This is a genomic window from Companilactobacillus nuruki (assembly GCF_002872255.1).
GTDB lineage: Bacteria > Bacillota > Bacilli > Lactobacillales > Lactobacillaceae > Companilactobacillus > Companilactobacillus nuruki.
In genome coordinates this window covers 106,367-127,756 of the sequence record NZ_NIPR01000052.1, presented here as the reverse complement: position 1 = coordinate 127,756, position 21,390 = coordinate 106,367, and the positions used below count along the sequence as shown (strand labels likewise).

Genomic DNA, 21,390 nt, shown 5'->3' with positions numbered 1-21,390 from the left:
TTTTTTTATATAATTGGTACAATGGGATGTGATGTAGATTTGAAGTTAGCAGTTATAGAAATTGGATCTAACTCCATTAGAACATCAGTTTATAGATCTTCAAAAAAGAATCGTTTTAAAACTTTGGACCGTTGGCGAGAGCCTGTTAGACTGGGAAAATCAATTACTCAGAGTCGACTGTTGACTAACGATCAGATTGAAGAAACAATTGATGTTTTAAAGAAATTTCAAATAAGAATTGAAAGATATCAAGTTGATCGAATAAGTTTAATTGCCACAGCTGCAGTGAGAATGGCCAAGAATCAGGAACAATTGATTTTTGCTGTTCTCAAAGAGACTGGATTGCAATTAGAGATCATCAACGAAAAAGAAGAAGCATATTATGATTACGTTGCGGTTAGAAGTACAATGCGGATCAAAGATGCTTTAATCGTTGATGTCGGCGGTGGAAGTTCAGAGATCAGTTTGGCTAAAAAGGGCCGGTTAAAACATGGTTTAAGTATTCCAATCGGTGCGATTTCAATTTCTGATTTGTATTTAGCGAGTGATCCAATCAAAGAAAACCAATTACAAGCAGCAAGAAAAGATATTAGTCAACGCTTAGAAAGTCTAAATTGGATGCAGGCACCTGCAACATTTGTTGGATTAGGTGGTACGTTAAGAGCAGTAACTAGTATTTTGAACCGAGAAGGTAAAAATAAAAAAACACTTCATAATTCTGTCATTTCGTGCAACCAAATTGATGAGTTATTTGATAAATTAATCCATTCATCATTGGAAGAACGTAGTCAAATCAAAGAATTGAGTGACGGAAGATATGAGGTTATATTGGGAGGCATCTTAATAATCTCAGAAATAATTAAAAAAACCCCCTCTAAGGAAATTCGTTTTTCAAATTTCGGTGTTAGAGAAGGGTATGTATTTAATTATTTCCATAAGATGAACCTTCAGGATAAGAATTAGGCACGGCTTGGAATGGTCATCTTAGCTTCGGCCAAAATATGCCCATCCATCTTGTGCAATAATTCATTCATCCAAAAACCATTTTCCAAATTAAGATTATCATCTAGAGCAAATACCTTGAGAACATAATCATGTGTTTGGTCAGGTGGATAAGGTCCATTGTAACCAGTAGCAACATCAAGGGGGCCATCTATTAAAGGACTTGCAGAACTATTTTTACCTTGAACTATGTCAGTTGCCGTTTGGCTAAAGTTTTCAGGAATAGATGTCTGAGAACTAGGAATATTAGCAGCTGTCCAATGAATCCATTCAAAACCACAAACAGGAATTGAATCGGGATCAGTGAAGGTTAATGCAATAGTTTTAGCATTTTCTGGAATATTTGATAACTCGATGGGGAAACTGATAATAGGTTTCCCGTTTTTTATGTCCTTGTCAGAGGCATGTTTGCCATATTTATCTGGTAAAAGCTTATTTGGCAGTGATACGTTTATTTCCATAAAAAAATCTCCTTTATTGAGGTACTAATAATGATGAAACAATTAAATAATAATGAATTGCCTGAACATATTGTAAAACAGGTTGAAAAAATTGAACAACAATATAATAAAAATATCGAATTATACTCTGATTATTCGGATCAACAATTTTTGACATTGGATCAAGCTAGTCATGAATCAAATGATGATGTAATTAAAGTTGTAATTACTAATGAGAAATTTAGTGAGTTTGTTTTGTCACATGAATTGCATCATATTGAATTGGAATTATCTGATGAACCAGAAATAGATAGTGCTGTAACATCGGGTAAAAGCGATTTTGATGGCAGAGTCTTATCAATCGCTAATTCTGTTTTTGAAACCTTGGAACATGTATTAGTAGTGAAGCTTCAAAAAGAAGATGGAACATTTTCAGATGAAATTAAGAAGGAATATTTAAAGGGCGTAGAGGCGGCACTTCATCCTAAAGTTGAATTGGATCGTGCAAATATGCGCTTTTATAGAACGCTAATTATGTTTGATGGCATAATTTTTGGTGAACATGAATTCGATGACGATTGGAAACATGAATTTCCAAAGTCTTTCAAGTATGCCAGCCATTTAGCAGAGATTGCTGAAAAAGATGATTTAACTGTTCCATTTAAATTTAGGAGAGCATTGGTCAATGCCCTAGATGCTTACAATGAAGTGATTATTTCTAATGGATATGAAGGACTACATTTCCATACGTTTTTGAATATTACACCAATTATTTCTAAGCGTCAGTTAAGATTGTCTTTGAACCAAGTTTATCAGATCAAGCATTCTGAATATAAAAACCGTGCTACAGGTAAAGATGGATTTGTCCTAATTGCCATCAATGATGGGCAAGGTATAGCTACTTTAAACCTTGATCCGGTAAAGGTAACCCCCGAATTTTACAAGGCCTTTTATCAATATACGGTTGAAGATGTTTTTGATAAAGAGGGCATAAAATATCTGATTAGATAGAGGCAGAGTTTATGACCGATAGAATCGAAGAATTTAAAACTTTATTAAAACAGGCTAAATTTGTGACTTTTCTAACTGGGGCCGGTGTGTCAGTGCCCTCAGGCATTCCTGATTATCGTTCTAAAAATGGTCTATATAAAAGGAAAAATTACAACTTTCCACCTGAGTATATGTTGAGTCATGATAACTTAGTTGAACACCCAGATATATTCCATGATTTTGTAGTTCATAATATGTATTTCCCAAATGCAAAGCCTAATATTATTCATCAAAAGATGGCTGAAATCAGTAATGAAAAGGGAGCCATCGTTACTCAAAATGTTGATAAACTTCATACCAAAGCCGGAGCAAAAAATGTCGTAGAATTTCACGGAAACTTATATGATAATATTCATTGTTTAACTTGTGGTAAGAAATTTGGTTATAAAGACTATTTACAGGATTTTAGACACCATGAAGATAATGGTATTATTCGTCCTGGTACAACAGTTTTATATGGAGAGAATATTGATCCTAACAACTTTCAAAATGCGGCATTAATGGTTCAAAATGCTGATTTGTTAGTCGTCGTTGGAACTAGTTTTAAAGTTTATCCTTTTGCAGGATTGTTAGAATATAGTGCACCGAAGGCTAAATTGGTTGTCATTAATAAAGAAGATTTAAATCTTGATTCGTCAATTCTGGCTATCAGCGATGATGCTACGAACGTTTTTTCACAAATATAAAAATGCTATACTTAATATCAATTTAGAAGCGGTGGAGGTTAATATATTGACTGAAGAGAAAAAGACTTTTTACATTACAACACCTATTTATTATCCATCAGGAAAATTAACGATTGGGAACTCCTATACAACAATTGCAGCAGATACTTTAGCTCGTTACAAACGTAATGAAGGCTATGATGTGTTTTTCCTAACAGGGACAGATGAACATGGTCTAAAAATTGAACAAAAAGCCGAAGAGAAACATATGGAACCTAAAGAATATGTTGATATGATGGCTAAAGGCATCAAAGAACTCTGGAAGAGTTTGGATATTTCTAATGACAAATTCATTCGTACAACCGATGATTATCATGTTAAGGCTGTTCAAAATATTATTGAACGTCTAATTAAACAAGGGGATATTTATTTAGGCGAGTACGCCGGCTGGTATTCAGTTGATGATGAAGAGTATTTTACAGAATCTCAAATGGCTGAGGTCTATCATGATGAAGATGGCAAAGTTATTGGTGGTAAAGCACCTTCAGGTCATGAGGTCCAATTAGTTAAGGAACCTTGTTATTTCTTTAAAATGAGCAAGTATGCGGATCGTCTTTTGAAGTATTATGAAGATAATCCAACATTTATTGAACCAGAGATTCGTAAGAATGAAATGATCAATAATTTCATTAAACCGGGTCTTGAAGATTTGGCAATTTCTCGAACTACCTTTAATTGGGGAGTTCAAATTCCAAGCAATCCAGAACACGTGGTTTACGTTTGGATTGATGCATTGTTGAACTATATCACGGCACTTGGTTATGAAAGTGATGATGATTCACTATTTAAGAAATACTGGCCAGCTAATGTTCAATTTGTTGGTAAGGAAATTGTTAGATTCCATACTATTTACTGGCCAATTATTTTGATGGCTTTAGGAATTGATTTACCTAAACAAGTTTTCGGTCACGGCTGGTTATTGATGAAAGACGGTAAGATGTCCAAGTCAAAGGGAAATGTTGTTTATCCAGAAATGCTTGTTTCTAGATATGGTCTTGATTCGTTGCGCTACTACTTGATGCGTGCAATGCCATTTGGTAGTGACGGTGTCTTCACTCCCGAAGATTATATCGATAAAATCAACTATGATTTAGCTAATGATTTAGGAAATCTTTTGAATAGAACTATTTCTATGATTAATAAGTATGAAAATGGCAAAGTGGTTTCTACAATGGCTGTTACAGATCTTGATAAAGACCTTGAAAAGACATACACAGAAACATTAACTGATTATAGAAATCATATGGATAAATTTGAATTTCCAGATGCACTAGCTAGTGTTTGGTCATTCATTAGTCGTGCTAATAAGTATATTGACGAAACTCAGCCATGGGTACTTGCTAAAGATGATGCTAAGAAAGCTGAATTACAGTCAGTGCTTGGTCATTTGGCTGAATCATTGCGTTTAATTGCTTTGTTGATTAGTCCAGTTATGACACAAGCACCAGTTAAAATGTTTGCTCAGTTAGGATTAGATTATGAGAATGACAAATCATTAGATTTTGGTGATACAGTTGTCGGTAAGACTGTCACAGCACATCCAGAACCAATCTTCCCACGTCTTGATGCAAAAGAAGAAGTTGAATATATTAAGGGCAAGATGGCTGAAGAACAAGCTAAACATGGTGCAGGTAAATTGAGCAAGTCGGCTCAGGCTAAAGCAAAGGCACAGGAAGAAGCAGATGATGGTTTCCCTAAGGAGATCGAATTTGATGACTTTGCTAAAGTTAAGATGGTTGTAACAGAAATCTTGGATGTTAAACCAGTTCCTAAGTCGGACAAGTTATTACAATTTAAATTAGATGATGGTTCTGGAGTAGATCGTCAAATTCTTTCAGGAATGCACAAATTCTATCCAAATTATGAAGAATTAGTGGGCAAGAAAGTCTTAGCAGTTATTAATTTGAAACCACGTAAAATGGTTGGCGAATGGAGTAACGGAATGCTACTTTCAACTGAAAAGGGCGACGAAGTTAAACTAGCTATTGTTGATAATTCACATAAAAATGGAGCTATCTTAGGATAATGAAAATTTTTGATACGCACACACATTTAAATGATGAAGCTTTTGCCGGTAAAACTCAGCAATTCATTGATAATGCTAAAGAATTAGATGTTGTAGAGATGGCTATAATTGGCTCTAATGAAGAATTCAATATTGAGGCAATTCGTTTGGCTCAAAATTACCAATCATTGCATGCATTAGTTGGTTGGCATCCAGAATTTGCTAAAGAATATAATGAAGAACAACTGGTTAATCAGATTAAATTGCCTGAGGTAGTTGGAATTGGTGAGATTGGTCTTGATTATCATTGGGAAGAAGATCCAGCTCCGGAGATTCAAAAAGGGGTTTTGATTCAGCAAATGGATATCGCTAAGCAATACAATATGCCAGTTTCAATTCATTGTCGGGATGCTTTTGATGACATGTATCAAATTTTAAAAGATCATGATTTGTCAAAATCTGGTATTATCATGCACAGTTTCAATGGAGATCTCAATTGGTTGAATAAGTTTTTAGATTTAGGATTATGGATTTCATATAGTGGCGTGGTTTCCTTTAAAAATGCTCCTGAGGTTCATGAATCAGCTAAAAATACACCACTAGATCGTTTATTAGTAGAAACTGATGCTCCTTATTTGACCCCAGAACCATATCGCGGGCATGCTAATCAACCAGCCTATACTAGATATGTTGTTGATGCGATTGCTAAGTATAAGGATATTTCACCTGAAGATATTGCAGAACATACCTTTAACAATGCTCACCAAGTGTATAATCTATAATTATGACAAAAATAAAAGAAATTATTGTAGTAGAAGGCAAGTCAGATACTAACCGCTTGAAGGATTGCTTTGGAGAAGATGGAATAGATACTTTAGAAACTGGGGGTTCAGCCCTTAGTGAAGAAACCATCAAACAAATCAAAATTGCTCAAGAAAAACGTGGAGTAATTATTTTCACTGATCCAGATTTCAACGGCAATCGTCTGCGGACTATTATTCAAAAAGCCATCCCAGATGCACTGCAGGCTTTTTTGCCAAGAAGCAAAGCTGTTCCTAAACATAGTGATGGCAGTTTGGGAATTGAACATGCCAAAGATGAAGATATTAAAGTGGCTCTGAGTGCTGTTTATACTAAAACAAATGAAAGATTTCAAGCGTATGATCGTACTGATATGGTTAATTTAGGTTTAATTGGTAAAAGCGATTCGCAACAGCGTCGTTTAGCAGTTGGATCAGAATTAAAAATTGGTTATACAAACGCTAAACAATTTCTAAATCGACTAAATATGTTTCAGGTTGCACCAAGTGATTTGGCAGCAGCGGTTAAAAATTTTGATAAAGGAAGTACTCATGACACAAAATAGATTAAGTATTGCTGATCCTATTCGTACCAATGATATTATGCGAAAGTACAAACTACGCGCAAAGAAAAGTTTAGGACAAAATTTCTTAACCAATGAAAAAGTTTTGGACGATATTGTTGATGCTAGTGGCTTAAAGTCTGATGAAATAGCAATTGAAATCGGACCCGGTATCGGTGCATTGACGGAGAAATTAGCTCAAGTAGCTGAGAAAGTTTTTGCTTTTGAAATTGATGATAATTTAATCCCTGTTTTAGCAGATACTTTGCAATATTACGATAATATTGAAGTTATCAATCAAGATATATTAAAAGTTGATTTAGATAAGTTTGTTGAAGAAAAAGGTTTGCAAGGAAAAACCATTAAAGTGGTTGCTAATCTTCCTTATTACATTACAACACCAATTATGTTGAACCTTATTAATAGTGACTATCCATTTCAATCATTAGTTTTGATGATGCAAAAGGAAGTTGCTGAAAGAATCACTGCCAATCCGGGGCATAGAGAATATGGTTCATTGTCAATTGCAGTTCAAACACAAATGAATGCAAGAATTGATCGAATTGTTGGTAGTAAATCGTTTATTCCAAGACCAAAAGTAGATTCAGCTGTGGCGGTATTGGATCGGTTGCCAAAAGATCAGATTGATATTGAAGATCCAGTTTTCTTCAATAAATTAATTAGATCTTCTTTCATGCAAAAACGTAAAAGTTTAATGAACAATTTATTAAATTGGTTAGGTCGGACAGATGAAAATCGTGAAAAAATAAAAAATGTTTTTGAAAAATGCGATATTGCGGAAAATGCCCGTGGGGAGCAGGTTTCTATCGAACAATTTAAAAAAATGGCGATTGAATTTAGCAAAAAATAGATTACAAATATATTATTTTATTGTAATTTTCAATAAAACGTGGTAAAATTTCACTCCTAAGGAGTGATTATTATTATGCCAACATCATTGAAGACAATTAAGAGTCGTTTGGATTCACACTTAGGTGAGAATTTGACTATTGTTGCACAAGCAGGTCGTAAAAAGGTTGTCCGTCGCCGAGGAACTCTATCAGAAACGTTCCATTCAGTTTTTGTCGTTGATCTTGATCAAAACGAAAATTCATTTGAAAGAGTTTCATATAGTTATGCTGATTTATTAACAAAATCAATCGATATCAAGTTTGATAGCGAAGAGGTTGCTGATTCTGATACTGAAGATTCAGAATTAGAGGCTGAATAATAAGATTTCATTAGCAAGAGGTTTGAATGTAAAAGTTCAAACCTCTTTTTTGTATTTTATATTTAAGTTTAGTTAGTGATGTAGATACTTGTCGCCTTCCACAAGAATTGAAATTCGGCTGGAACGCTATGGACGTGACTTGAAACTAATATCCAAGCTATACGATCCAAAAGAATCTGTCTAAAACTCACACTATAACTAAACTAACAATATTGAAGTTTGGATAATGATACGAATTCCTTTCAAAAAAACATGAATTGTTCATTGTTTTGCTTTATAATTTTGTAGGAAGATATGTTTTAGGAGAAAAAAAGATGAAAACACGAAGAAGCGAACGTTTAATCGATATGACGCGCTATTTATTGGAACGCCCACATACACTGATTTCTTTAGCATTTTTTGCGGATCGTTATGAATCAGCAAAGTCATCAATATCTGAAGATTTGGGTATTTTGAGAAGAACTTTTATGATCAGGGGTATCGGGGTTCTTGAAACATTGCCTGGAGCAGGTGGTGGAGTTATTTTTACACCGGGAATTTCTAAGAAAGAAGCAACCGAATTTGTTGAGGATACGTCAAAACGTTTAGTTGAACCTAATCGAATTTTACCAGGCGGTTATTTGTATTTGACCGATTTATTGGCTGATCCAGAATTATTAAGAACAGTTGGTAGAATGATTGCTACTCAATATTCGCAGAGTTCAATCGACGTCGTTATGACGGTGGCAACTAAGGGTATACCAATTGCACAGAGCGTTGCAAACTTTCTGAATATACCGTTTGTGATCGTTAGACGTGATTCAAAAATTACAGAAGGTTCCACTATTAGTGTTAATTACGCTTCGGGCTCAAGTGATAGAGTCGAAAAAATGGAGCTTTCAAAACGTAGTCTGGATGAAGGCTCACGTGTACTTGTTGTTGATGATTTTATGAAAGGCGGCGGTACCATCAATGGATTACGTAGTTTGATCTCAGAATTTAATGCGATTTTCGTTGGTGCTACGGTATTCGCTGAAAACATTAATATAAATAGTCAATTCAGCGATGATGAGATCACATCTATATTTAAGGTAACTAAAATAGATACAAAAAATAGAATTTTGAATGTGGAATCAGGTAATTATTTGACTAATACCGATTTCAGTTATTTTGAGTAAATTCTTAATTGAGCAGTCATACATAATAATGCTATTATATATAAGGATATTTGAATGACTGAAGGGAGTTTCTGATGTCGAATCGTTATGTAATAATTCTTGCAGCTGGAAAAGGTACAAGAATGAAGTCAAGGTTGTATAAGGTATTGCATCCTGTTGCAGGTAAGGCTATGGTCGATCATGTTCTAACTCAAGTTGAAAAAATTAAACCTGATATGATCGAAACTATTATTGGCAATGGTGCCGATAAAGTTAAGGACTTGCTGGGAGATAGAACAAAGTATGCTTTACAATCCGAGCAATTGGGTACAGGTCATGCTGTATTGCAATCTGAGAAAGATCTAGGTAGTAAAGAGGGTATTACTTTGGTTGTTACTGGAGATACGCCTCTATTTACAGCTGATACTTTTGAAAAACTTTTGGATTTTCATGAGAAGGAAGCAGCTGCTGTAACAATTTTAACTGCCCATGCGGATGATCCGTTTGGTTATGGTCGAATTGTTCGTGATGCAAATGGCAATGTAGAGAAGATCGTTGAACAAAAAGATGCCTCAAGAAGTGAACAGGAAATTCATGAAATTAATACAGGCGTTTTGGCATTCGATAATCAATTATTATTCGAAAACTTGCATAAGGTTAAGAATAACAATGCTCAAGGTGAATATTATTTGCCAGATGTAATTTCTTTGCTTAAAGAACAAGGCAAGAAAGTTTCAGCATATCAAATGGCTGATTTGAGTGAATCAATGGGTGTTAATGATCGTGTAGCGCTATCTAAAGCAGAAAAGATCATGCAAAGAAGAATCAATGAGGCCCATATGCGTGATGGCGTTACAATCGTTGATCCGGATAATACCTATATTGATATAGATGTTGAAATTGGCAATGATACGATTATTGAACCAAATGTTAAAATCTTTGGTAAAACTACGATTGGATCTGAATGTGTTATCAGTTCGGGATCAAGGATTTCAAATTCTGAAATTCAAGATAATGTTGAGGTTATCAGTTCAACAATTGAAGATGCCATTATGCATAAAGGCAGTAATGTTGGTCCTAACTCACATTTAAGACCCAAGGCTGAAATTGGTCGCGATGTCCATATTGGCAATTTCTGTGAAATAAAAAATGCTAAAATCGGTGACAGAACTAAGGTAGGACATTTGTCATATGTTGGTGATGCAACGCTTGGAACTGATATTAACGTTGGATGTGGTGTTGTTTTTGTCAACTATGATGGTGTTAAGAAGTGGCATAGTAATATTGGTGATCATTCATTCATTGGTAGCAATTCAAATATTGTTGCTCCTGTAGAAATGTCAGATCATTCATTTATTGCAGCTGGTTCAACTATTACTGATGACGTTCCCAAGCACGCAATGGCTATTGCACGTCAAAGACAAACTAATAAAGAAGATTTTTGGAATAGATTACCATTATCAAATAGTGAAGATTGGAAATAAGGGTGAAAAATTAAATGTCATTTCAAAATAACGAAGGACCAATGAAGATTTTTGCATTGAATTCTAACAAACCTTTGGCAGAAAAGATTGCCAAAGAGGTGGGTGTACCACTAGGAAAGTCATCAGTAACACGTTTTAGTGATGGTGAAATCCAAATTAATATTGAAGAAAGTATTCGTGGCGCTGAAGTATTCTTGATTCAATCAACCTCAGCTCCAGTTAACGACAATTTGATGGAACTTTTGATCATGGTTGATGCACTAAGACGTGCTTCAGCAAGTGTCATCAATGTTGTTATTCCATATTATGGTTACGCTAGACAAGACCGTAAATCGCGTTCACGTGAACCTATTACAGCCAAGTTGGTTGCTAATATGTTAGAACGTGCTGGTGTTGATCGTGTTCTTGCACTTGATCTTCATGCTGCACAAATTCAAGGATTCTTTGATATTCCTGTTGACCACTTGATGGGTGCTCCATTATTGGCTGACTATTTCTTATCAAATCATCTTGAAGAAGGTGCGGTTGTGGTTTCACCCGATCATGGTGGTGTTACACGTGCTAGAAAATTAGCTGAATTTTTGAAGACACCAATTGCTATTATTGATAAACGTAGACCTCGTGCTAATGTTGCTGAGGTTATGAACATTATTGGTAATGTTGAGGGAAAACGTGCAATTATTATTGATGATATGATCGATACTGCTGGTACAATTTCTCTAGCTTCCCAAGCATTGATTGATGCCGGAGCTACTGAAGTTTATGCATGTTGTACACATCCAATTCTTTCTGGTCCAGCTATTGAAAGAATTGAAGCATCACCAATTAAGACCTTAGTCGTAACTGACTCAATTAATCTTCCTAAAGAAAAGATTATTGATAAGATGGTTCAGGTTTCTGTTGGACCACTTATTGGTGAAGCCATTAAACGTGTTCATGATAACGATCCAGTTAGTCCATTGTTTAATACTCGTTTTGAAAGAAATACTAAAAAGTAAAAATATAAAAGGAGACTGTTACAAAACAATCTCTTCATTGAAAAGGTTCGATGTGAATTTGAAAAAATTCAACATCGAACCTTTTTTTGTTCTTTAGACATAGTGCCAATTATGGATTTCTTTCATAAAATAATGAATTATTTATCTTACTTTATGGTACCCTTCTTAAATGTAAATATTAATTAAGGATGTATAAAAATGAATAAACGATTAACTAAATGGATCTTAACTATTGCTGGCCTATTTATGGTATCAGTTGTTGCTGGTTGTTCTGGTAACAAGACCATTGCTACTCTTAAAGGTGGCAGAATTACCCAAGAAGAATATTACAAAGAAATGAAAGATTCTTCATCAGGTAAGCAAACATTTCAAACAATGATCATTACTAAGGCTCTTGAAGGCCAATATGGTAAGGATGTATCTGCAAAAGAAGTAAACAATAAATACAATAAATTAAAGAGTCAATATGGTTCATCATTCAGCTCTTTTCTTCAACAAAGTGGTATGACAACTGCTCAACTTAAGAAGAGGATTCGTTTTAATCTTCTTACAAAAGCTGCTTTGAAGAAGAACAAGACAATTACAACTGCTCAACTTAAAAAGGAATGGAAGAGCTACCAACCTAAGATTCAAGTTGCACAAATTCTTGTAAGTAAAGAAGACACTGCTAAAGAAGTTATTACAAAACTTCAAAACGGTGAAGATTTTGCTAAATTAGCTAAAGAATATTCAACTGATTCAGCTACAAAGGACAAGGGTGGTAAGATGGCTGCCTTTGATAACGATAGTACAAGTATCGATACCGACTTTAAGACAGCTGCATATAAACTAGATAAGGTTGGAGATTATACATCAACACCTGTTAAGACTAGTTATGGTTACAGTGTTATTCAACTTGTTAAGAAACCTTCTAAGGGTAAGATGAGCGATCACACTGCTGAACTTAAATCTAAGATTTACGCTTCATGGATGCAAGATTCTACAGTTATGCAAAAAGTGATTTCTAAAGTATTGAAGAGGGCTGATGTTTCTATCAAGGATAATAATTTGAAGGATGTTCTCTCAGGTTTCATTTCGTCATCATCTTCATCAAAGAAATAATTTAAACATTTAATTAATAAGATTGTTTTGTCATGGTTTATTTTTTCTGTAATTAAAGTGCCACTTTATATTACTGTGGAATTTTCCTATGTATTTAAAGACAAAATTTAAAAACTGATTCATTTCTTAACAAGATGTTTAATCACCTTTTGATATTGTGATACGATGAGCAATAGATAAGACCATTTAGGTCGAATTGGGGTGATATGATGAAACAGTATAAAGTTATCGTTTGGGGCCTTGGTAATGTTGGTCGGGCAGCTATAAGGATGATTCAGGAAAAGAAGTCATTACAATTAGTTGCAGCGGTTGATGTTGACCCTAAAAAAATTGGTCAAGATGCCGGTGAAATATTTGGATTTGATAAAACCGGTATAACAGTGACAGATGATATTGATAAAGCATTGCAACTAGAAGCCGACGTAGTTTTAGATTACACGCCGCTAGTTCGTGATGAAAAGGGCGGTTTTACACCTAGTGCTTTGGGAATTTGTAAATTACTAAAGGCTAAGAAGAATGTAATAACTACTTTGCCTATTTATTATTCACAAGTAACTACGCCTGATCTTTACAAGATGATAAATGATACGGCTAATGAGAATGGTGTTTCATATTTACCAACTGGATTATTGCCAGGAGCCTATGCCTCATATATTCCAACGGTTTTAGCAGGATTGATGGGGCATGTTGATAATATCACTGTCCAATCTGGAGAAGATGATCAACATAATTATTCAAGTTGGGTAAAAGTTTTTGGCTATGGAATGGACCCAGACAAATTCCCACAGGATAAATTAAAGATGGGAATTGCCTCATACTATGTTTCAGGTGTTTATGAGATGGGTGCTAGATTAGGATTCAAATTTGATGAAGTGAAAATAGAACATGAATGTTTTACAGCTCCTGAGGATTTACATCCTACTTTTGGAACTGTTAAAAAAGGAACTATTTCTGGACATCGTTTTACAATGAGCGGCTTGATTAATGGCGAGAGCAAAGTTAGTTTGATCTATGTTCATAAGATCTGTGATGATGTAGTCAAAACTCCAGAAATTGATAACAAGATCCATATTGAAGGAATTCCAAAAGCATTGGATATTAAAATTGATGGTATGATGCCTTTAGATGAAAGTTACGTAACTAGTGCAGCACCAAGTGTCAATGTTATTCCAATGGTTGTTGATGGAACCAGTGGTTTCTTACAAGCATTGGATTTAAAAGTAGTCACACCATTGCTGTGATAGTTTATAGAAAAATTATTTAAAATTTTTGTTCCAATCTAAATATAAAAAAACACAACTTATTTTAAACAAAACAAGTTGTGTTTTTTTTATATTCAAAACCTAATATCTTCTGTCGTTATTATTTCTTTGTTGGTATCTTAATAAGTCACGAATTTGTTGCAAATATTCAGTTTGTGGATCGGGAATCTCCTCACCGTTTTGATCAAATTTACTACGTGAACCATCGCGGCGCATTTTATTCATCATCTTAACAATTAAAAAGACAACAAACATAATGATTAAGAAATTGATTAAAGCATTAACGAAATCACCGATTAAAAAGTTTGCACCTAATACTTGGAATTTCATATCTGATAGATCAATTTGCCCAATAAAGAGTCCGATTAGCGGATTTAAGAGATAAGTGGTAATCGCTGATACTAAATTATTAAAAGCAGCACCAACGATAACACCGACAGCTAAGTCAACAACAGTACCACGGGAAATAAATTCTTGAAATTCCTTAAACATTCTCGCCAAATCTCCTTCATTGATAAATTACCTTTTTCAAAGTACAAAGATAACTTTACTATAATTCAGAAAATTTTAAAGTCAGTATCAGATATTTATTTGATATTTAATAAGCTAGCAACAAATCTTTAATTTCAAAACGGTTATTTATTAAGCGTGTGATATTTCTTTTTTATAGAGCTTATGTCAGTTAAAGCAAGTTTTTGGTTAACTTCATCAGTCATTTCCTGTTTTGTCTCATCAGACCAATCATAATATTTAGCCATGCAGTCAATTACGGGTGTTTTGATAGATTTCATATGATTAATATCAAATAGCATTTGGCTACTGCGACGAAGTAAATAATCAATAGGATGTTCAACCATTTCAGCTTGTAGTCCATACATCAACATAGCCCAGTCTATTCTTGGTAAACGGGCTTTGGTTTTTGTATCAGGCAATAATTCAAAAATATCGTCCACATTTGAACCGTATCTTTGAACCAACTTTTCGGCATCGCTACGTTCGAGATCATAATTGATTATTCCCTCATGAACTTTAGAATCGAAGAATTCCATCCAACCATCATCGCCACCAGAAAGGGAAAGATTTTTTGTGATAGTAGGTTTGTATTCGTAATTGGAGTCAATTGTTAATTGTTGGGCCACGCGGTCGACAATTTTTTCAGCCATTTTCCGATACCCTGTCAACTTACCACCAGCAATTGATAATAGTCCGGAGTTTGATTGAAAAATTTCATCTTTACGAGAAATCTCGGATGGAGATTTACCCTCTTCTTGAATCAAAGGACGTACCCCAGACCAACCACTCTCAACATCATCAGGTGTTAAATATTGTGGTAAATCAAACATTTGATTTGCAGCTGCAAGAATGTATGTAACGTCTGTTGCAGTTATATTTGGCTCTTTAGGGTCTTCGGTCCAGGTAGTATCGGTTGTTCCTATATAAGTTTTACCTTCGCGAGGAATGGCAAACATCATTCGACCATCATGGAAGGGGGTATCAAAATAAACCGAATTTGAAATAGGAAACTTTTCATGATCAATGACTAAATGCACGCCCTTGGTTAAGTGTAGATGCTTGCCATGATTAGAGTTGTCCATTTCTCTAATTTCATCAACCCACGGTCCACAGGCATTGATAACTTTTTTAGCGTGAATTTCACCAGTAGTACCATCAATTAAGTTTTTGAAGATAACACCGCAGATTTGGTTATCCTTATCATATAAAAGACCAGTTGCTTTGACATAGTTAGCAATCAAAGCTCCCAGTTCATTGGCCTTTTTTAGAACCTCTAATGTTAATCTAGCATCGTCAGTGCGATACTCAACATAAACTCCTGATCCTTTAAGATTTTCACCCTTTAGATACGGTTCACGTTCGAGAGTGTCATGAGAGTTTAACATATACTTTCTTTCAGAATGTTTTACCTCGGCTAAGCGATCATAAACATCTAGTCCGATAGCAGTTGAGAAGGGACCAAAAGTTCCATCTGCATAAAATGGAAGCATCATTTTCAATGGAGTAGTGATTTGAGGAGCATTATTGTAAACAATAGCACGTTCACTTCCAACTTCGTGGACTTCCTTGATAGCAGCTTGTTTTAGATAACGTAAACCACCATGAACTAGTTTTGTAGAACGACTAGAGGTACCAGAAGCAAAATCACGCATTTCAATTAAGCCAGTTTGAATATCTCTGGTTTGTGCATCAAGTGCAATACCGCTACCTGTGATGCCACCACCGATAACTAATAGGTCAAGCACTTGGTCTTGCATTACCTGTAAATTATTGGATCTAGTTTTGTCTGAAAATTCTTTCATGATATCCTCCACTCTTTATTCATTTAGTAGAATAAGCATAATCTGATTATCTGGGAATTGCATTAATTATGTATCAATTCCATTTTAATAAAATACCAGAGTGGTTGTAAACGTTTTATTGAACGATTTTGTCATTGTGAATATGTTTTTGAAATTCAGTATATTTTTCATTGAAGATGTCATCTGCCGGTTGGGTTAACATTGATTTAGGGAAATAAAAACGTTCATCGCCAAGTATTTTACCGGTCAAGGCGTTTACCAATCGACTGATGGTCGACAATTCGATCAAGGAACCATCATCTTGCATGATTTCGATTTGAGTACGACTTTTATTGGAATTAGGGTTATAGACGTCATATGGTAGATCGTAACTAGTATTGGTAGCAGTGTAATAGTTTTTGTCAAAGCCAACACTTTCAACAATTTCTGATAAGTCTGGTAGCAAATGTTTGGTAGTGTGATCGTACTCAGCTGATTTGAAAGGTTTACGAGATAAGAAACGATAAGCTAAATCTTTTAAAATTTCATCAGGGTAACTTTGCCAGAGAGTAAAATAAGTATTAAGAATTCCATCGTCTAATAATAAATAATCATCAATGGTAACTTTGTTTTCAAAAAATGAAACTAATAGACTAGGCATCTCAAACCCGTTCATATGATTATGTTCATAGAGATCTTTAGCACGTTGTAATAGTTTAGTAAGTACGACCTCCATACCACGTGACACAGGATGAAAATAGACTTGTTGATACATTTGAAAACGGCTGAGAATGTAATCCTCAACAGCATGCATACCATCGTTATCAAAAGCAATACCACCAGCATATGGCCTCATTACTCGAAGAATCCTAGTTAGATCGAACATTCCATATTTGGTACCAGTAAAGTAAGCGTCACGTAAAAGATAATCCATTCGATCGGCGTCAACTTGACTTGAAATCATTTGTACGACTTGAGGATTGGGATATGTATGAGCAATTACACTGGCGACTCTTTCTGGAAAGTCAGAGGCTACTTGACGTAAGACAGCGTTAATCTCGGTTTTAGGTGAAGTGATTATTTTTTGAGTCCACATTTCATGATCGGTTTTGAAAATATGCTCAAATGTGTGTGAGTAAGCTCCGTGACCGACATCATGCAGTAAGGCTGCACATAATGCAACTAAGCGTTCGTTATCATTCCAAAGGCCATCATCTGATTCTTTTGAAGGATAGTTACGTTGAAAATTATCACAAATTTGACGGGTGATTTCATAGACTCCCATGCAATGGGTAAAACGTGAATGTTCAGCTCCTTGGAAGGTAAACGATGATGTCCCCAGTTGTTTAACTCTTCTTAAGCGTTGGAATTCTTTAGTATTAATCAAGTCCAAAATAACTTTATGTTGAATGTGGATGTAATTATGGATCGGATCACGAAAAACTTTTTCTCTCGGTAACATTTCAATATTGTCTGCCATTTTAATTTTCCTCCAGTAAGAATTGATTACGTTTAATAAGGCCCTTTAAGGTACTGTTGAAAGCCTCTCGATAAGGCAAAGAGTTTTTAATAATAAAAAAATCACTTTGATCAATAGTATAATTATTTCTTAAAACATGGATGATTTTCTGCTTAGCTTCAGTAATAGTCAATTCAGTGTTTAATAAAACATCGAGGTTTTCCATGGAATGAACATTAATATTAGGGTAGGAAAAGTCGTTATGTTTAGGAAAATTACTGATTTCATAAAAATCCTTCATTAGTTGACTGCGTTTCTTTTGGTTACCATTGATACTAATATAAGCCATTATGGCTACCGCATTACCAGTGCGTCGCTGTGATATTCCAGCAAATTTTTTTCCATCAATACTTAGGTCAAATGATCCAGGACAATATGAATCTTTTATTTCCCCGGTTTTGATTTGTTCAGAAAATGCATCTCTTAGTAAAGAATACATTTTTTCATAGGCATCGTCGATTTGGAGGTTATCTTTGTCAGGTAAAAAAATGGAACAATTGAGAATTCCATTATCGGTTACCACACCAAGCCCACCAGAATTACGTAAATAAAAAAGATAGTTTTTCTCTGAGAGCATTTCTAGTCCGGCTTGAAGGTTATGCAGTCGTTTATCTTGCATCCCCAAAATAACTGTTGGTGGTGTCACCCAAAAATGAATAACGGGTTGACTATTTTCGGAAACAAATTTTAAAATAGCTCCAGTATCAGAAAATGGAACTAATAGATCTTTGTTAGAGCTTATTTTTTGGTCGTATAATATAATGGTGTTGTTCACTTAATCACTTCTTTTAATTAATTAATATAATTTTATCATGTAGAGGCAGTAAGTATTGGAAAATAATAGCTTTGATGTAAATGTAGAGTTAAATATTGAGACATTCCAGTCCGGGGAATTGACGCGTACAAAAATTTCTGAACCAGGTAAATTTACTCAAATGGGCAAATCAATTTACTTAAGATTTAATGAAAGTTTAGAAAATGGTGACAAAGCATCGATTTTAGTAAAGGTTACAGAAGATGGAGAAATTCATGTTAAAAGGGTTGCTAAGTCGACTAACTTGTCCTCATTACTGTATTTTACTCATCAAGAACACAACAGTGGTCATTTGGAAACGGAATATGGAGTCATGCCGTTGGGTACATTCACCAAAGATTCTAAAGTAGAATTTAAAAGTAATCCGCTTTCTGGAAAAATAAACATTGATTATGACTTGATTTACGACAATAATGTAATAGGTAATTATAAGTTTAGATTGATTTTTAGTGCCTAGGCCTATATCATTATAAGTAAGACGCTGCGAAAGGACGTGTACACGTTTGAAGTTTGACAAATTCAAGGATCAAAACAAAGACGAACTCTCATTGATTGAGGTTGCATATGAGATTCTTAACGAAAATAAAAAAGAAGTAATGAATTTCTCTGACATCATTAATGAAATCCAAGATTATTTGGGTAAATCTGACGAAGAGATCAAGAGAGCACTTCCTCAATTCTATACAGATTTGAATAATGATGGAAGTTTTCTTTCACTCGGCGAAAATGTTTGGGGTCTACGTAAGTGGTATCCATATGATTCAGTCGATGAAGAGGTAAATCATCCTGAGGATAATGGTACAGAAAATACTCACAAGGCAGCTCAAAAGGTTAATGCTTTCTTGAGTGAAGATGATGACGATGATGTTGTTGATTATGATGACGACAGTGAGTTGGGTGTAACTGATATGGATGATGACGACGACGAAAGTGACGGCTCATCAGATAATGGTCCTGATTTATCTAAGTTCACTAATTCTGATTTGACATCAGTTGATGATGACGATGATGATGAACAAGATGATAGTCTTGAAGACGGTATTGAAGGTCAATTATCAGAGTTTGATGCAGATGATGACGATGAAGATATCGATCTTTCAGATGACGATGACGACGATGATGACGACGACATTGATGATGACGATGATGACACCAAAAAATAAGTTTAACTTTTTGAATTAAAAGTTTGACGACTCGAACATATCACGGTATTATATAGTTCGGGCTCTATTAGATAGACAACTTTAAGTTCCCTGTTCATTTGAATAGGGGACTTTTTTATTTTGTGAGTAAGAGTAAAAAATCCCTAGAAACAATATGTGGAGGAAAATATGACTAAATACATTTTTATTACAGGTGGAGTGGTTTCATCATTAGGTAAGGGAATTGTTGCTGCATCCCTTGGTAGACTTTTAAAGAATCGTGGCCTTAAAGTAACAATGCAAAAGTTCGATCCTTATATTAATGTTGACCCAGGAACAATGAGTCCTTACCAACACGGTGAAGTTTATGTGACCAACGATGGTACAGAAACTGATCTTGATTTAGGACATTACGAAAGATTTATCGATAACGATTTGAATAAATATTCAAACGTTACAACGGGTAAGATTTATTCCGAAGTAATTCGTCGCGAACGTCATGGTGATTATAACGGTGCAACTGTTCAAGTTATTCCACATATTACAGATATGATCAAACAAAAAATTATGCGTGCTGCAACTACAACCGATTCAGATGTGATTATCACAGAAATTGGTGGAACTGTTGGTGATATTGAGTCACAACCATTCCTAGAAGCCTTGCGTCAAATGAAAGCAGAAGTTGGTTCAGAAAATGTTGTATATATTCATACATCATTGGTTCCTTACTTGAAAGCTGCGGGCGAGATGAAAACAAAACCAACACAACACAGTGTTAAGGAATTACGTGGAATTGGTATTCAGCCAAATATTTTGGTTGTTCGTACAGAAATGCCAATGCCACAAAATATGAAAGATAAGATAGCATCATTTTGTGATGTTGATTCAGAAGCAGTTATTGAATCACGCGATGCTAGTTCATTGTATGACATTCCTTTGAATCTACAAGCTCAAAACTTTGATGATATTGTTTGTCGTTACTTACATTTAGAAACTAAAGAAGCCGATATGACTGATTGGAATAAGTTAGTTGATCGTGTTCACAACTTAAAACATAAGACAAAGATTACTTTGGTTGGTAAATATACAAAATTACAAGATGCTTACATTTCTGTAACAGAGGCGCTTCGCTCAGCTGGATATGCTTATAATACAGAGATAGAGCTAGAAAAGGTTTCAGCTGATCTTATTACTGAAGATAATGTGGCTGATTATTTAAAAGATTCTGATGGTATTCTAGTGCCAGGTGGTTTTGGTGATCGCGGTCTTGAAGGCATGATTACAACTATCAAGTATGCACGTGAACACGATGTTCCATATCTTGGAATTTGTTTAGGTATGCAAATGGCAAGTATCGAATTTGCTAGAAATGTCGCTGGTATCAAGGATGCTACAACTGGTGAAGTTGATGAGAATGCGGCACACAAGATTATTGATATTATGGCAGATAAAAAAGATGTTGAAGATCTTGGAGGTACTTTACGTTTAGGTGCATATCCATGTAAACTAAAGGAAGGCTCAAAAGCTGCTTCAGTTTATGATAATCAATCAGTAATTCAAGAAAGACATCGTCACAGATTTGAATTTAACAATGAATATCGCAAACAATTTGAAGATTTAGGCTTGGTATTCTCAGGAGTTTCACCAGATAATCGTTTGGTTGAAGTTATTGAAAATCCTAAGAATAAATTCTTCGTTGCTGCTCAATATCATCCAGAATTCTTATCAAGACCAACTAAACCAGAAGGCTTGTTTAAAGGATTTATTGGTGCAGCTTCAGGCCTTGAGGAAGACGCTTTATAGTCTTTCTTTTTGAAGTAGTTA

21 protein-coding genes are annotated in these 21,390 nt (G+C 34.8%); 16 read left to right on the top strand and 5 right to left on the bottom strand.

Features of this window, described 5'->3' with window-relative positions; genetic code table 11:
• Nucleotides 1–39 precede the first annotated feature (39 nt).
• Entirely contained in the window at nt 40–963 is a 924-nt protein-coding gene (locus CBP76_RS11075) for a Ppx/GppA phosphatase family protein (protein WP_102196999.1), read from the top strand.
• Here the strand turns inward: CBP76_RS11075 and CBP76_RS11070 are convergent.
• Entirely contained in the window at nt 960–1,463 is a 504-nt protein-coding gene (locus CBP76_RS11070) for a YbhB/YbcL family Raf kinase inhibitor-like protein (protein WP_102196921.1), read from the bottom strand. The genes CBP76_RS11075 and CBP76_RS11070 overlap by 4 nt on opposite strands.
• A gap of 30 nt (nt 1,464–1,493) precedes the next feature.
• Here CBP76_RS11070 and CBP76_RS11065 point away from each other — a divergent pair, with 30 nt between their 5' ends.
• The 12 genes from CBP76_RS11065 (at nt 1,494) to CBP76_RS11010 (ending at nt 13,776) form a co-directional block, all read left to right on the top strand.
• Nucleotides 1,494–2,453, top strand: a complete 960-nt coding sequence (locus CBP76_RS11065; RefSeq protein ID WP_245865755.1) for a hypothetical protein — start codon at nt 1,494–1,496, stop codon at nt 2,451–2,453.
• A gap of 23 nt (nt 2,454–2,476) precedes the next feature.
• Nucleotides 2,477–3,178 (top strand): NAD-dependent protein deacylase, encoded by a 702-nt coding sequence (locus CBP76_RS11060; RefSeq protein WP_166667262.1) that lies wholly within the window; start codon nt 2,477–2,479, stop codon nt 3,176–3,178.
• A gap of 46 nt (nt 3,179–3,224) precedes the next feature.
• On the top strand, nt 3,225–5,243 hold the full coding sequence (metG, locus tag CBP76_RS11055; protein ID WP_102196919.1) for a methionine--tRNA ligase: 2,019 nt from the start codon (nt 3,225–3,227) through the stop codon (nt 5,241–5,243).
• Complete coding sequence (locus CBP76_RS11050; RefSeq protein ID WP_102196918.1) at nt 5,243–6,004, top strand: TatD family hydrolase; 762 nt, start codon at nt 5,243–5,245, stop codon at nt 6,002–6,004. The genes metG and CBP76_RS11050 overlap by 1 nt, the downstream gene beginning before the upstream one ends.
• A 2-nt stretch (nt 6,005–6,006) precedes the next feature.
• The gene (rnmV, locus tag CBP76_RS11045; protein ID WP_102196917.1) at nt 6,007–6,588 is read left to right on the top strand and encodes a ribonuclease M5; all 582 of its coding nucleotides are present in this window, start codon (nt 6,007–6,009) and stop codon (nt 6,586–6,588) included.
• The gene (gene rsmA, locus CBP76_RS11040; RefSeq protein WP_102196916.1) at nt 6,575–7,456 is read left to right on the top strand and encodes a 16S rRNA (adenine(1518)-N(6)/adenine(1519)-N(6))-dimethyltransferase RsmA; all 882 of its coding nucleotides are present in this window, start codon (nt 6,575–6,577) and stop codon (nt 7,454–7,456) included. Before rnmV ends, rsmA begins: the two co-directional genes overlap by 14 nt.
• Before the next feature lie 75 nt (nt 7,457–7,531).
• Entirely contained in the window at nt 7,532–7,816 is a 285-nt protein-coding gene (locus CBP76_RS11035) for a Veg family protein (protein WP_102196915.1), read from the top strand.
• Between the two features lie 314 nt (nt 7,817–8,130).
• Nucleotides 8,131–8,973 carry a pur operon repressor gene (purR, locus tag CBP76_RS11030; protein ID WP_102196914.1) on the top strand — a complete coding sequence of 281 codons (843 nt, stop codon included), beginning with the start codon at nt 8,131–8,133 and terminating at the stop codon, nt 8,971–8,973.
• 74 nt (nt 8,974–9,047) lie between these two features.
• Complete coding sequence (glmU, locus tag CBP76_RS11025; protein WP_102196913.1) at nt 9,048–10,436, top strand: bifunctional UDP-N-acetylglucosamine diphosphorylase/glucosamine-1-phosphate N-acetyltransferase GlmU; 1,389 nt, start codon at nt 9,048–9,050, stop codon at nt 10,434–10,436.
• Nucleotides 10,437–10,450: 14 nt separating this feature from the next.
• Entirely contained in the window at nt 10,451–11,434 is a 984-nt protein-coding gene (locus tag CBP76_RS11020) for a ribose-phosphate diphosphokinase (protein ID WP_102196912.1), read from the top strand.
• A 198-nt stretch (nt 11,435–11,632) separates the two neighbouring features.
• Nucleotides 11,633–12,535 (top strand): peptidylprolyl isomerase, encoded by a 903-nt coding sequence (locus CBP76_RS11015; RefSeq protein ID WP_102196911.1) that lies wholly within the window; start codon nt 11,633–11,635, stop codon nt 12,533–12,535.
• A gap of 209 nt (nt 12,536–12,744) precedes the next feature.
• Complete coding sequence (locus tag CBP76_RS11010; protein ID WP_166667259.1) at nt 12,745–13,776, top strand: hypothetical protein; 1,032 nt, start codon at nt 12,745–12,747, stop codon at nt 13,774–13,776.
• Nucleotides 13,777–13,878: 102 nt separating this feature from the next.
• Here the strand turns inward: CBP76_RS11010 and mscL are convergent, their stop codons facing one another.
• From mscL to CBP76_RS10990, 4 genes are all read right to left on the bottom strand, one after another.
• Nucleotides 13,879–14,289, bottom strand: a complete 411-nt coding sequence (mscL, locus tag CBP76_RS11005) for a large conductance mechanosensitive channel protein MscL (RefSeq protein WP_102196909.1) — start codon at nt 14,287–14,289, stop codon at nt 13,879–13,881.
• Between the two features lie 143 nt (nt 14,290–14,432).
• Nucleotides 14,433–16,112, bottom strand: a complete 1,680-nt coding sequence (locus CBP76_RS11000) for a glycerol-3-phosphate dehydrogenase/oxidase (protein WP_102196908.1) — start codon at nt 16,110–16,112, stop codon at nt 14,433–14,435.
• 115 nt (nt 16,113–16,227) lie between these two features.
• Nucleotides 16,228–17,571, bottom strand: a complete 1,344-nt coding sequence (locus CBP76_RS10995; RefSeq protein WP_102196907.1) for an HD domain-containing protein — start codon at nt 17,569–17,571, stop codon at nt 16,228–16,230.
• A gap of 1 nt (nt 17,572) precedes the next feature.
• Nucleotides 17,573–18,385 carry a lipoate--protein ligase family protein gene (locus CBP76_RS10990; RefSeq protein ID WP_102196906.1) on the bottom strand — a complete coding sequence of 271 codons (813 nt, stop codon included), beginning with the start codon at nt 18,383–18,385 and terminating at the stop codon, nt 17,573–17,575.
• Between the two features lie 55 nt (nt 18,386–18,440).
• On the opposite strand from CBP76_RS10990, the gene CBP76_RS10985 reads away from it, so the two are divergent.
• The 3 genes from CBP76_RS10985 to CBP76_RS10975 all read left to right on the top strand — a co-directional run bounded on the left by CBP76_RS10985 (nt 18,441) and on the right by CBP76_RS10975 (nt 21,369).
• Complete coding sequence (locus CBP76_RS10985; RefSeq protein ID WP_102196905.1) at nt 18,441–18,881, top strand: YwiB family protein; 441 nt, start codon at nt 18,441–18,443, stop codon at nt 18,879–18,881.
• A gap of 46 nt (nt 18,882–18,927) precedes the next feature.
• Nucleotides 18,928–19,587, top strand: coding sequence for a DNA-directed RNA polymerase subunit delta (gene rpoE / locus CBP76_RS10980; RefSeq protein WP_102196904.1), 660 nt, complete (start codon nt 18,928–18,930; stop codon nt 19,585–19,587).
• A gap of 168 nt (nt 19,588–19,755) precedes the next feature.
• Complete coding sequence (locus tag CBP76_RS10975; RefSeq protein ID WP_102196903.1) at nt 19,756–21,369, top strand: CTP synthase; 1,614 nt, start codon at nt 19,756–19,758, stop codon at nt 21,367–21,369.
• Nucleotides 21,370–21,390: the final 21 nt, after the last annotated feature.